This window comes from Epilithonimonas hispanica (assembly GCF_003385395.1).
Taxonomy (GTDB): domain Bacteria; phylum Bacteroidota; class Bacteroidia; order Flavobacteriales; family Weeksellaceae; genus Epilithonimonas; species Epilithonimonas hispanica.
This window is the reverse complement of sequence record NZ_QNUG01000012.1, coordinates 64,386-78,678: the sequence shown is the minus strand read 5'-3', so window position 1 is coordinate 78,678 and position 14,293 is coordinate 64,386. Positions and strand designations below refer to the sequence as shown.

Below are 14,293 nucleotides of genomic sequence, written 5' to 3'. Positions count from 1 at the left end.
ATATAACAATTTTAATCTTTTTTGAATTTCAGTAACAATATTGGCAAATAAGCCCCTAAAAAGCCTAAAATCATAATAAAAACTAATAATAGGTTAATATCAAAATGCCTTAGAAAATAAGCCACAGTGACAATTAATAAAAAGTAAGCTATGATATAAGCCGTTGAACGTTTATGGGTTAGCCCAAGGTTAAGTAATTTGTGATGGATATGATTTTTATCTGGAGATAAAATCGACTTTTTATGATAAATCCTTGTTATAATAACAGTAAGTGTATCAATAATTGGTAAAATCAAGATCGCAACTGCTATAACAGGAGCAGATTGCAAATGATAAAAAACGTCATCTCTTTTTGCAATAAAAATTTCTATAAATGAAATCCCTGTAAAAGCTAGTAAAAATCCTAAAATCATAGATCCAGTATCTCCCATAAAGATTTTTGAGCTTCTTTTATTAGACAAGTTATAAATTAGAAAACCTAAAGATGCCGCTATAATAATAGCACACAAAATAACAAGGGGATCATTATGATTACCCAATCTAAAAAAACTAACCCCAAATAATGCACTTGTAACTACAGAGTAACTACCTGCAAGCCCATCAATCCCATCAATCAAATTAAAAGCATTAATAAGAATTATAAATGTAAGAATACTGAACAAAATACTCACATAATAATTAATTTCATAAACACCAAACAATCCGAAAAGACTTCTAATACGAACATCAGAACCTATAACCAACAATGCAGAAACTAGAATCTGAGCCAAAAGCTTTTTATAAGCTCTTAGAACCATAATATCATCCATTACGCCAACAAAAAACAAGATTATGAATGAGGCAAACAGAAACTTATAGCGGTCGAATAATTCGTATGCAAATATGGGAGCACAGACGCCTAAAGAAAAGAATATCGCAATACCTCCAAGATTTGGAATTTTCCTAAGATGTGAACTTCTAGCTCCAGGCTCATCCATCAGATTTTTTCTTCTGGATATTTTTATAATTGTAGGTATTGCTAAGTACGTTATCAAAAAAGAAAAGAAAAAACCTAGCAACAGCTTAAAATAAAAAAAAGAGATTCCGGTACTTTCTATAAAAGTTTCGAAATTATTCATTCTGTGTTTTTAGCTTATATTGTTATTTTTTCATGTCAATATCCTGACAATCTTCCTAAATCTTAACAAGCTTAGGATGTAATAAATTTTTTTTCTTGTAGACAAAGATAATAGATAATTCTTACCAAACCGCTTATATTGGAATATATCTTTAGTCTTTAGACCGTTAGTTTCAATAAAGTTATCCATTTTTTTCGACATATTGTAAAAATCAGTCTCATCTTTTACAAATGCCAGATAAGCCAAAAAAGTATAAACGCCTTCCAAAATTTGAAAATCCTTCAAAGCTTTTTTCTGATTTGAAAATCTGCTTTGATTAAATTTTTCACTCACAGTTTTCACAGCGTTCAAAATATCAAGACCTTTTGTTGTATGACTTTTACTGATAGAATCCTGCCTTTCCAGATATTGATAATGATAATTGGGTGTAAATGCTAAGGTTTCGCACTCAAGCAACAACTGCGGAATCAGTTCAATATCTTCAAAATGAATTCCTTTTTTGAATCTTTTATCTTGAAACAATTCTTTCTTAAATAATTTATTACAAGCAAAATAAGAAATATCAGAAAAAACGGAAAGATTGTTTTCGAGAATAATTTTCTCAGGAAAGTTGGGAACCTGAGTCAGTTTCTGAGTCACATTTCCATTTTCATCAACTTTTTGAAGATTACAAATCGCCATTTGAGCATTGTGTTTTTCAGCCAGATTGTACATCTCTTCAAACATCGTTGCGGAAACATAATCATCGCTGTCTACAAAACCGAGATATTGACCTTTTGCTTTATCTATTCCGAAATTTCTGGCATCGCTCAAGCCTCCATTTTCCTTGATGAAACCAAAAATTTTGTTGGGATATTTTTGCTGAAAATTCTCAATAATTTTTTGAGATTGGTCTTTGCTTCCGTCGTTCACCACAAGAATTTCGATGTCTTGCAACGTTTGATTGACTAATGACAGCAGACATTTTTCCAGATATAATTCAACATTATAAACCGGAACAATGATTGAAACTTTAATGTCAGAAATTGGAGTCATTTCTATTTTGAATTTTTAACAACATAGGCACATCGTTTCTTGAAAAACTTAAGGACAAATAGATTTTGATAAGCCTATTTTTACTTTTTAAAATATTATTTGCTATATGTCTATGTGGTTTTTATTAATTTCTTGTAAATCTCGGACTTAGAAAACCTCTTTTAGCTTCATCAAAATCAGAGCGAGAACAAGGGATACAATTATCAATATTCTCATCCTCTCCAAAATACCAAAGATTGCTGAAAACCTCTCTTTTAAAAGCATACTGAGAATCATTAATCAAAACATAAAAAGTCTCATAAGATTTCTCTTTCGGATGCGATTTTTGAATATTAATTCCTTCTATCAAATACCAAATCATTTGAGCCAAAAGCTGATGATTGAGCTGAGAATCAGAATAGATATTGTAATTGAAAATCCCAACAGATTTCAGTTTTTCACTCAACCCGATTTCTTTCATATAAGCACAAATTTCTCTTCTGTTGAGTCCATTGACTTGAGGATTCATAGAAAAAGCCTCGGCAAAACTTTCAACTGCATCACAATTAATGGTTACCAAATCAGCTTTTCGGAAATAAGGTTCTGTTTTCTCTGTAGAATTCATCATTTCAGCCAATCTGATAATATCAAACTGGACTTCTTTGATAAGTTTCACAGAATCCATTTCGTTCAAATGTTTCTGATAACCAAGATGATGATAGTTTTTTATCGAGAAGTTTTTGGAACCTAATATTTTACTTAGAAAATTGGATTCGTGGATTTCTTCTTCCTGCTTCAGAGAAACAACATTGCTGATTTGAGTATAATTGATGTCTTGCTGATGAAAATTGAGCGCAGAAAACAATGAAAAAGCAAAATCATTGCTTCCGCCAACAATCACAGGAATTGCGCCTTTGTAATGACAAGCCGAGAGAACTTCCTGCAAAATATAATGAGAATCCTGAGGCGTTCTTCCGGAAACCAAATCGCCCAAATCCACAATCGGAATCTCAAAATCGAGTTGAGATAATTTGTAAAACTCTTTTCTGATGCCTGTAAAATCCTGACTTTCTGCATCTCCATCAGCACCTCTGTAATCTGAAACAAAAAGGAGAACAATGCTATCTTCTTTTATTTCATTGATGATTCTGTCTCCAATTTGCCATTTTTCTGTCCTAATTTTTCTGGGAGCAATAATAAAGTCTTCGAATTCCATAATTTATTTTTTATCACAAAGACGGAATTTTCTTAAAAAATCTTGCGACTTTGCGTTTCAATTTTATTTTACAATTTTTACAATAACATCTTTTGGTGTTTCCTTAGAAAATTGAATCAGTTGATTCTTAAGTCTAAGCGTATTTTCTTTTTGCACAGCATAAAAAGAAACCGTAGTTCCTCCACATATGTAATTATTCTGAATCGTCAGCGTTCCAACTTTGGTAAAATAATCTGGCATTTTTACCCATTCATCAAAAACCAAAGCCAAATCAAACATTTCATTTTTTGCAGTTTCAGCAACATAATCCTGAAGGTTTTTATTATCCAGAAACTTTCCATGATCGTCCTTTCTCAATTTTGCCACGTCGATACTTCCCAAACCGTAAGTGTCCAAAAGATGAATGTTATTAAAATAAGTAATCGCACCAATATCATTGGCAACAACTCTTGAGTTTCTGTAATATTGATGAAGAAAATCCGCCAATTGAATCTGCTGGTCAAAGATATTTTTGGAAGCAATTTTCTGTTGTTTCAATGTTGTCCCAAATCTTATATAACATGTAATCAACAAAAGAAAAACAGTTCCGAATTTTAGAATTTTGTTGGTAGCATTTCCCTGAAAAACCTCATCCACAAAAGGAATAATCGCAAATAAAATCACGACAACAAGATAAGATTCATAACGAATCAGCCAACCGAAATTAGCAAACAAAAGGTGAACCACAAATCCACAAAACACGACAAACGGAATGGCATTTTTGGGAACTTGGGGAGTCTGAGAGTTTGAGGATTTTTGGTTTTTTGAGTTTTTGAAAATCTGAATTAATAATATTAAAATCAATATCAAAACAGAAATCCCACGATAAGCATTTCCTGCCACTCTTGTTAAGAATCCGACAATTCCGTCATTGGTATTTCCTTTTAGAATTAAAGAATTAGGCAAGAAAAATGAGCCGTGCTCAATAGAAATCCAACCATAAACCAAAACTGGCGTGATAGCAAATAATCCTAAAGCAATACTGATAACATAATCTTTCTTAGCAAAGAAAAGATAAACGCAAATGAAGAAGATAAAAAACAAACTTTCATATCTGAAACCTACTGCGATAATTGAAAACAAAGCGAGATTCAAGAAATTTCTTGGGGCTTTATCTTCAAGATATTTTTGAAATTGGAGTAAAACCAAAATCATCGCCAAGCTATGGAAAACATGCTCCATTCCTGTCATAATCATCAGATGCAATGGCATTAGCAAAACTACAGACGATAATATGATGATATAAGTTGATTGAGAAAATTGCTTGAGATATCTGTGAAAAATTAATATTAATCCAATTCCTGCGATACTATTAGCAATCAAAGGAATGTATTCCCAGTTTCCAAAAACTTTAATCAAAATCGCTAACAAAAATGTGAATAGCGGAGAAGATGTGGTGGAAGAAAACTCATATTGTGTGATGCCCCAAGTCTGAAATTCCGCAAAATTCTTCGCCATAGAAAGGTGAATGTAAGCATCATCCAAAGGATAAATATATTGTCCCGCAAAATCTACAACCACTTGGATATTGTAGAAAATCAACAATCCAAGAATTAAAAATAATATTAAAAGTACTATATTTTTTTTCATCGCTTTAATTAATAACTCCAAAGGAAATTCTTATAAGTATCTGGCGTAAACCTTCCCGCAAGTCCCTGATAACTTGCAAAAACAAAATAATAAAAAATCATAAAGCAGACAAAAAACAAATGCCAAAATCTCTTGACGTTGGGTTTATCTATTCCAGAGATAATATTAGGAATTACCAAAGCTGCAAATCCTATATATACCCCAACCAATCTTGTTGAAAATACTGGATTCTCTCGGAAAATAAAATAGAGGCACACTCCAAAAACTAAAATATTCCTCAAGTACTCATAATACCAAACTCTTTTACAGACCATTTTATCATATACAATCAACAAAAAAGAGTTAAGAATCATTGTTCCATCCATAAAACTAGATGCTTTGTCTTCGTAGCCGATATAGCCATTATATCCATTGGAAACATCCTGAAGATTAAGACTTCCTAAAAAACCCGAAAACAATTTGTATATCTGAAAAGGAGAAAGGATGACGCATGTAATAATGGCATAGAAAATCCTATTAGCATTCAGCGGAATCAATACCAACCAATAAGCGGGTAAAAAGATAATTGCAGATTTGTGAAAACCGTAAGCAACGTAAAGACAAAGCAAGTACCAGAATAACTTTCTTTCTTTGATAAATTGATATGAAAGAATACACATAGACATCCCAAGCGCCTGCCTCATATGTCCACTATCTGCAATAAAATATCCTGGAATAAACAATAACAATGCAGAAAAAATCGGATATGGAGAATCTTTCCTAAATGTCCAAAGTTTCAACCCGAGCGTTATGCACGCGCTTACAAATGTAAAAGACTGGAAAGGACCTCCAAATGACAAGACAAACTTATTCAGCATCACATACATCCATTCTATTTCCAAGTCGCTTTTCCGCATCAGCATTTTATCTATCAGCTCAGAGTACTCTATGGTTGGAAAATACGTCAAGTAAAAAGATCTATAAATTGGATAGTCTGCCCCCACATTCCCTCGCAATCCTGATAGCACAATCATTATAATCGCAACAATCCAAATGCCTAAAGATGTTTTTTTATCTTCATTGCCATATACCTCATGAAAACTGAACAAAATCAGTATTATAAGAAGTATTGTAAAAGCGGGGTGAAGAATCGGCATTTATTTATAAAAAAAATTTAAGATTGTAAATGTATTAAAAATGCTGGTTTTATTAATATGAATAAAAATGAAGATGCTCTCATTCAGTTTTTTTATGAATTAGTACTGTTAAATCATTCAGAATAATTTTTCTCATAAATTACCAATAAAAATTCCCAATCATCTGCATCCCAAATGTCTGAATAAGGCAGAGATAAAATAAAATTTTGAACTGATTAGAATTAATATCTTTCAATAAAATCATGAAGTAAGGCACCAAAAACAAACATGCCCTCGCCGTTTCCCCAGTTCCGTAAGCACCTGTCAAAAGCATTGCGGAGATAGCTGCAATTGCGGAGAAAAACAGAATATTGACATTTCGGTTTTCAAAAACTTCGGTTCCTGGTTTCTTAGAAAATAAGAGGGCTAAAAATCCAAAAGACAAGAACAGAAAAATCTCTCCAATGTCTTCTAACCTTGTCATTAGATAAACAAATGGCTGATGAAACAATCTAAAACCATCCGGATTTTCTGAGTGTGAGGCTAGTAGAAATGTTTCTAATTGATTATAACCTGTCCTTGCATAAATTACCAGAAAAGCCAAAGCAAACACAACAGTGCTCATCAGAGTTAACCAAACAAAATTCCATTTCCCTCGGATTAAAAAATAGAAACTGAAACAAGCTAAAAATGCAAATAGAAATAATCCTGAGAATGTAATCAAGTTGGTTAAAATTAATCCAAAACAAATCAACAGAAATGAAACAATATCAATTTTGTTTTGATGAAATATCCTCGTCAATCCTAATAGAAAAATCAAAGTTGATGTCAGAACCAAGGCATCAATGGAGACCAAAAGATAAATATTAACGGAAGGAATCACAGCAAATAAAACCAATAGCCATTTTCTTCTTGTCTCTTCGAAGCCGAGATAAACCAAAATCTGATAAAACAATGGAAAGGATAAACAGCCTATCGCAAAAAACACAATGGCTAAGGTTTCTATATTAGAAATATTCAGAATCCAAAAATGAAGAAGTGTCACAAATGGCGGATGTGTCTTGGTATGCATCTGAAAATACTCCAGATTCTTGGAAAAATCCCTTAACCAAACCTGTCCATCGGTAATATTGATGGCATCGGCATAATACTGTCGTCCTTTCAGATAAAACGGTTGCAGAAAAGCCGTATCAAAATTCCCTTGACTCATATTTCCTAAGACAACCAAAAGAATTGAGATTAAAAACAATAGATAAACATTGAGTCTCTCTACATGTTTGAAAGCAAAAATCCCTGAAATCAAAAATAGAAATGCGAAAACAAATCCGCTCCACAAAAACTGATTGGGATAGATGACAGAAATCGGGAACAAAATACCTGTCCCTGTATAACCGCCTTGACTTTGATAATAGAAATTAGCACCGGCAATCGCTACCCAAATGACGATTGCTAAGAAAAAAACCATCCAAGGAAAGTTTTTAAGATCTGTCCATTGTAATTTTTCTCCCATCAGGAAATGTGTTTTCTTGGTTTTAAAGGCAAAAATATTAATAAAACTTCAGATTGCTGACTATTTTTTGATGATAACATTTTTTTCTATTTCGCAAGGTTGAAGTCAACAACTAATCCTCAAAAAAACCCTTTCAGAGTTTGAAACTCTGAAAGGGTTAATTTTTTATCAAATATATTGATTACTTTTTCTTTGCCGGTGCTTTTTTCGCAGCAGGCTTTTTAGCAGTAGTTGCTTTCTTAGCGGCTGGTTTCTTTTTCTCAGCAAAGGCTTTCGGGTCTTGTGCGGTGATCCATTTTTTCACCTCATCCAGAGAAACATCTTTCAGCTCGTCTGCCTCGTATTTAGAATCATCTTTCTTTTTCGGGATTTTGTAGATGTTCTTGCCGTGTTTTACGATAGGTCCCCATCTTGCATTCTCGATAGAGATTTTCTCGGCTTCCCATTGCTGGATGTATCGGTTGGCCTCTTTCTCCAGTTTAGCTTCCACCAACTCGTTGATGTCGCTTTGAGAAAGGTTATCAAAATCATAACGTTTCGGAACGTTGATGAAGATACTTTTGTACTTGATAAAAGGTCCAAATCTTCCTGTTCCTTTAGTTACAGGCTCTCCTTTATAATTAGCGATTGGCGCATCGGCTACTTTCTTTTCATTAATGATTTCCTCTGCACGGTTTTGATCTACAGACAGCGGATCTTCCCCTTTCGGAATACTGATGTAAGTTTCGCCCCATTTTACATAAGGTCCAAATCTACCAACACCCACAGAAACTGGCTGACCGTCAACTTCTTTAAGATCAAAAGGCAGTTTGAACAACTCCAAAGCTTCTTCCAAAGTAATGGTTGCAATATTCTGGTTCGCCATCAATGATGCAAATGTCGGTTTCTCTTCATCATCCTGCTCTCCAATCTGAATCATCGGTCCAAACCTTCCGATTCTTGCGTGAACATTTTTACCTGTTTTCGGATCTACGCCCAGGATTCTTTCGCCATTTGCACGGTCTGCATTCTCCTCAACATCTTCAATTCTTGGATGGAATTTGGAGTAGAAATCCGTCATCATTTCTTTCCACTTTTGGTCGCCGTTGGCAATGTGGTCAAAACCTTCTTCTACTCTTGCAGTGAAACCATAATCAAGAATCTCAGCAAAGTTATTGATCAAGAAATCGTTGACAACTTCACCAATATCGGTTGGAACAAACTTATTTTTATCACCACCGAATTTCTCTTCAAGAATTTCTTTTTTGACACCCGTTTTTCCGAGTGTCATTTTCACCACTTCTCTTTTTTGAGGTTCGATTTCTCTTTTATCTACATATTCACGATTCTGAATCGTTTGGATAGTCGGCGCATAAGTCGATGGACGACCAATCCCTAACTCTTCCAATTTCTTCACCAAACCAGCTTCGGTAAATCTTGCAGATGGTCTCGTGAATTTCTCTGTAGCTGTAATTTTTTTATAGTCTAAAGCTTCACCAACTGAAACTTTCGGTAACAATTTTTCGTTGTTTTCATCATCGTCATCCTCAGTTTTCACGATGCCGTAAGCTTTTAGGAAACCATCGAAAACAATAACCTCTCCTTGCGCTTCAAAATGTTGTGGCAATTTTGCATTTCCAATCTCGATAACTGTTTTTTCGATTTTCGCATTTTCCATTTGAGAAGCTAAAGTTCTTCTGTAAATCAATTGATATAATTTATTCAACTGAACATCCCCGATAGATTTCACAGAAAAATCTGTCGGACGAATTGCTTCGTGCGCTTCCTGAGCGGAAGATGATTTGGTAGTATAATTTCTTGGCTTAGAATAATTTTCACCATATTCTGAAATAATCTGCGCTTTTGCACCATTGATTGCTTCTTGAGAAAGATTCACGGAATCGGTTCTCATATACGTGATGAATCCTTCTTCGTAAAGTCTTTGTGCCAGACGCATTGTCGTTGTTACACCATAACCCAATCTGGAAGAAGCTTCCTGTTGCAAAGTTGAAGTGGTGAACGGAGCAGAAGCTGTACGAGATCCAGGTTTGGTCTCAACATTCAGAACTTTGAATTCTGTTGTTTTTGCCAGATTAAGGAAATTCTCTGCATCAGATTCTTTATCAAAATCTTTTTTAAGTTTAGCTAAAATCTCTTGTTGAGCATTATTAAGAAAAATCCCTTCCAGTTTGAAACTTGGTTTCGGAACAAACTCACGGATTTCTTTTTCTCTTTCAACAACCAATCTCACAGCCACGGACTGAACACGTCCTGCAGAAAGACCTGTTTTCACTTTTTTCCAAAGAACCGGCGACATCTCGAAACCTACGATTCTATCCAAAACTCGTCTTGCCTGTTGAGCGTTGACCAAATTCTGATCGATATCTCTAGGATTTTCAATCGCTTTTAGAATAGCATTTTTTGTAATCTCGTGGAAAACAATTCTTTTTCTGTTTTCAGGTTTTAATTTTAATTCTTCAGCCAAATGCCAAGCAATCGCTTCTCCCTCGCGGTCCTCATCGGAAGCCAGCCAAACCAAATCGGCTTTCTTAACAGAAGCTTTCAGTTCTGCAACCAACTTCTTTTTATCAGCAGAAACTTCATACTCAGGTGTGAAGTTCGACAAGTCGATTCCCATTCCTTTTTTAGGCAGATCACGGATGTGTCCGAAGCTGGACTTAACCTCGAAATCTGACCCTAAATATTTCTGAATTGTTTTTGCTTTTGCCGGAGACTCGACAATTACTAAATTTTTTGGCATCTAGAAAAATTTTTGCAAAAGTAGGAGTTTTTTTATTACAAACCATTTTAGAAATAATTTCTATTGTCTATACCTTATATATATTATTGATTTCTTAATTATTCCTTTAACAAAATATTAACTTTTTTTATTAAATTCGCAGACTCAACTTTGAAAAAACATCAGTTTTTAAACACTGAAAATGAACAAGTTGAACAAACCAAAAACTATAAAACTCCAAAAGACTGCGAAATAGTGCAGGATAATTTTCAAAATGCATCGCTTTTTCATTTATTTATATTATTTAATTTCAAAAAACCGATTGATTTCCATTGCTACGGCTTTGGGAATACTTGTCATTTGCGGGTTTTTTGCTTCGAAAATTAATTTTGAAGAAGACATTAATCAGATTATTCCGAAAAACGACAAGTCTGATTTGACCGCGAAAGTTCTGAAACAATTAAACTTTTCAGACAAAATTATCGTCATCATTGAAAATAAATCGAAAGACGACAACTTCCAGCTGTCAGAAACCGCAGATACTTTTTTAAATAAAATTGAACCTTTAAAACAATACATCGGTTCGGTTCAAGGAAAGGTAAATGACAACGAAATTTCCGAAACTTTTGATTTTGTGAATCAGAATCTTCCTTTGTTTCTGGATGAGAGCGATTATAAGGAAATCGACAGAAAACTCAACAAAGACAGCATTGCAAAACAAATTGAAAGCAATTATGTTTCTTTGGTTTCGCCTACAAGTTTGGTCACAAAAGAATTTATCAAAAAGGATCCTCTTGGAATTACTTTCCTCGGAATCAAAAAACTGAATGCTCTTAATATCAGCAAAGATTTCAAGCTGGAAGACAGCTACATTGTTACCAAAGACGGGAAAAATCTCCTGCTTTTCATCGAACCAAAAAATAAAAGCAACGATACCAAAAACAACGAAATTTTCGTCAATCAGCTCAATGAAATAAAAGATAATCTAAACACGCAATTCAAAGGCAAAACGGAAATCAGCTATTTCGGTTCACCGGTGATTGCCGTTGCCAATGCGCAACAAATCAAAAAAGACATTCAGAATACCGTGATTATTTCGATGTCGCTTCTTTTGCTGATTTTGATTTATTATTTTAGAAATATTTTCACACCTCTGATTGTTTTTCTGCCGACTGTTTTTTCAGTATTTCTGGCGTTGTTGGCTTTGTATTTTATTAAGGACAAAATCTCGGCAATTTCCCTCAGCGTTGGAGCTATTCTCATTGGAATTACGATTGATTATGCGCTTCATATTTTGACGCATTACAAACACAACAACAATATTGAAGAGCTTTACAAAGAAATCACTCAACCGATTATTCTGAGTAGCGCGACAACGGCAGTTTCGTTTTTATGTTTGGTTTTTGTACGCTCGGAAGCTTTGAAAGACTTGGGTCTTTTTGCGGCAATCACAGTTATTTTATCCTCTATTTCTGCGTTGATTATTGTTCCTCAATTATACAATCCGAAGAAAAAACAGAAAGAAGTCAATAACAATTTCATCGATAAAATTGGGTCATATCCTTACGAAAAGAACAAACCTTTGATTATCATTTGTTCGGTGATTATCTTCGCTTGTCTTTTTGGTTTTAATAAAGTTGGTTTCAATGAAGATATTGGTGATTTGAATTACATTCCGAAAGATTTGAAAATCAGTGAAGCGAAACTTGAGAAATTATCGGACATTACTTCCAAATCGATTTACACGATTTCTTACGGAAACTCGGAAAGTGAAGCTTTGGCGAGAAATTCTAAACTAAGTCAGTTTTTGGAAAAAGAAAAACAGGAAGGGAAAATCCTGAGCTACAATTCTCTTGGAAATGTTGTTTTATCGAAAGAAGACCAACAAAAAAAGGTTGAAAAATGGAACAACTTCTGGAATCAAGACAAGAAAAATGAGACCATTTCTGAGTTGGTTCAGAATGGGAACAAATTTGGTTTCAATGCTTCTGCTTTTGACCAATTCAATGAAAATTTAAATAAATCGTATTCCACTTTAAGTTTAAAAGATTACGAAAAAATAAAAGCGCTTCAAATCTCAGAATTTCTGAGCAACGATAATGGTTTTTACACCGTTTCGAATGTGGTAAAAGTAGATGAAAAGAAGCGAGATGCGTTCATCAAAGATGTCGAAAAAAATCACGAAGCTTTGGCAATCGACCGTCAACAGATGAATGAAAATTTTCTTGGCTTGTTGAAAAATGATTTCAATACGTTGATTAATTATTCTCTTCTAGCGATTATATTAACGATTATCGTTTTCTTTAGAAACTTCGAATTGTCTTTGCTCACAATGTTTCCAATTGTTTTAACGGGAGTTGTGACTGCAGGTTTACTTTACCTTTTCGGATTGGAGTTAAACATCTTCAGTACAGTAGTTTGCACATTGGTTTTTGGCGTTGGCGATGACTTCAGTATTTTCCTCACGCAAGCGATGCAAAAAGAACATACGACGGGTAAAAATGAACTTCCGACTTACAGAACCTCCATCATCTTGGCAGTTTTCACAACTATTCTTTCCATTGGTTCTTTGATTTTCGCCAAACATCCGGCTTTACATTCTTTGGCTTTGGTTGCATTAATTGGGATGTTTTCCGTGATTGTGATTACTTCTACTTTATATCCGTTCTGGTTTAGATTTTTAATTATCAATCGACAAAAAAAAGGACTTTCTCCAATTACTTTGAGACTGTTTTTACATTCTGTAATTCTGTTTATTTATTATGGTTTGGGCGGGTTGATATTCTCCGCATTTGGAAGCGTTTTTGTAAAAAATGCAAAAGGAAAAACTTTGGACTTCATCAAATTGGTTCTGGCTAAGTTTATGAAATCTGTACTTTACGGAAATCCATTTGTTAAGAAAAGAATCATTTCAAATCCGAAGGAAGATTTTAGCAAACCAGCCATTATCATTGCCAATCACACATCTTTTCTCGACACTTTGGCAATTGCAATGGCGACACACAAGATTGTTTATTTGGTGAACGATTGGGTTTGGAATTCTCCTGTTTTTGGAAAACTGGTAAGAGCTCTGGGATTCTTCCCAGTTTCTCAAGGCATCGAAAACGGGATGGAAAAATTGAAAGAAAAAATCGACCAAGGCTACTCATTGGTTGTTTTTCCGGAAGCCGAAAGATCTTACGACAATAATATCAAACGTTTTCACAAAGGAGCGTTTTATTTGGCTGAGGAATTTGGTTTGGATATATTACCGCTTTATATTCACGGGAATTCTGAGGTTTTGCCGAAAGGAGACTTTATTATTTATGATGGTAATATCATTGTGAAAGTTGGTGACAGAATCAGCAAAGATGATTTGACATTTGGAACAACTTATAAAGAAAGAGCGAAAAACATTAATGCTAATTTCAGAAACGAATTTGCCAAACTGAGAACTAAAATTGAGGACGAAAATTATTTCAGAAAAAAATTACTCTTAAGTTTCCTTTACAAAGAGAATGAAGTGGTAAAAGAAATCAAGAAAGATTTTAATGAAAACAATTCAATTTATCTCGAACTAAACAATCACATCGCAAAAGATGCAACAATCATGCATATCGCAGATGATTTTGGGCAAAAAGATGTTTTGTTGACACTTCAACAAGCTGGCAGAAAAATTTTCAGCCTGATTGAAAACGAAGAAAAAAGACAAATTGCTAAACAAAATTATCTTGTTAAAAGAAGAAAAATCCATTATATCAACGAATTTTCTGAAAATAAAAAAAACCTAGACGTTTTATTGATTTCTGATGACAACTTTAATCTTTCAGAAATTACTGTTACTCCGGAAACTGTTATTTTATTAAGAACAAAAGCTTTATTGTTTTCTAATGAGAATTATTCATTAATATTTGACTCAAGTAGTATAAAAGTTTACAAAAAGAATTAGAATAAGGGCTAAAAATCATAGTTTTGTATAAAACCATTTTTTTA

The 14,293-nt window shown here is 33.8% G+C and carries 8 protein-coding genes; 1 reads left to right on the top strand and 7 read right to left on the bottom strand.

Annotated elements, in window-relative coordinates; all coding sequences use genetic code 11:
* Positions 1 to 11: 11 nt before the first annotated feature.
* The 7 genes from DRF58_RS07450 to topA all read right to left on the bottom strand — a co-directional run bounded on the left by DRF58_RS07450 (position 12) and on the right by topA (position 10,342).
* The gene (locus tag DRF58_RS07450) at positions 12 to 1,118 is read right to left on the bottom strand and encodes a glycosyltransferase family 4 protein (protein WP_116034283.1); all 1,107 of its coding nucleotides are present in this window, start codon (positions 1,116 to 1,118) and stop codon (positions 12 to 14) included.
* 30 nt (positions 1,119 to 1,148) lie between these two features.
* On the bottom strand, positions 1,149 to 2,153 hold the full coding sequence (locus DRF58_RS07445; protein ID WP_116034282.1) for a glycosyltransferase family 2 protein: 1,005 nt from the start codon (positions 2,151 to 2,153) through the stop codon (positions 1,149 to 1,151).
* A gap of 124 nt (positions 2,154 to 2,277) precedes the next feature.
* The gene (locus DRF58_RS07440; protein WP_116034280.1) at positions 2,278 to 3,348 is read right to left on the bottom strand and encodes a formimidoylglutamase; all 1,071 of its coding nucleotides are present in this window, start codon (positions 3,346 to 3,348) and stop codon (positions 2,278 to 2,280) included.
* Positions 3,349 to 3,411: 63 nt separating this feature from the next.
* On the bottom strand, positions 3,412 to 4,977 hold the full coding sequence (locus tag DRF58_RS07435; protein WP_123902382.1) for an EpsG family protein: 1,566 nt from the start codon (positions 4,975 to 4,977) through the stop codon (positions 3,412 to 3,414).
* A gap of 8 nt (positions 4,978 to 4,985) precedes the next feature.
* Complete coding sequence (locus DRF58_RS07430) at positions 4,986 to 6,065, bottom strand: EpsG family protein (protein ID WP_157966716.1); 1,080 nt, start codon at positions 6,063 to 6,065, stop codon at positions 4,986 to 4,988.
* Between the two features lie 187 nt (positions 6,066 to 6,252).
* A complete protein-coding gene (locus DRF58_RS07425; protein ID WP_116034276.1) occupies positions 6,253 to 7,602 on the bottom strand; it encodes a hypothetical protein in 1,350 nt (449 codons plus the stop codon).
* A 181-nt stretch (positions 7,603 to 7,783) separates the two neighbouring features.
* A complete protein-coding gene (gene topA, locus DRF58_RS07420; protein WP_116034274.1) occupies positions 7,784 to 10,342 on the bottom strand; it encodes a type I DNA topoisomerase in 2,559 nt (852 codons plus the stop codon).
* Between the two features lie 301 nt (positions 10,343 to 10,643).
* On the opposite strand from topA, the gene DRF58_RS07415 reads away from it, so the two are divergent.
* Positions 10,644 to 14,249 (top strand): MMPL family transporter, encoded by a 3,606-nt coding sequence (locus DRF58_RS07415; RefSeq protein ID WP_245955378.1) that lies wholly within the window; start codon positions 10,644 to 10,646, stop codon positions 14,247 to 14,249.
* Positions 14,250 to 14,293: the final 44 nt, after the last annotated feature.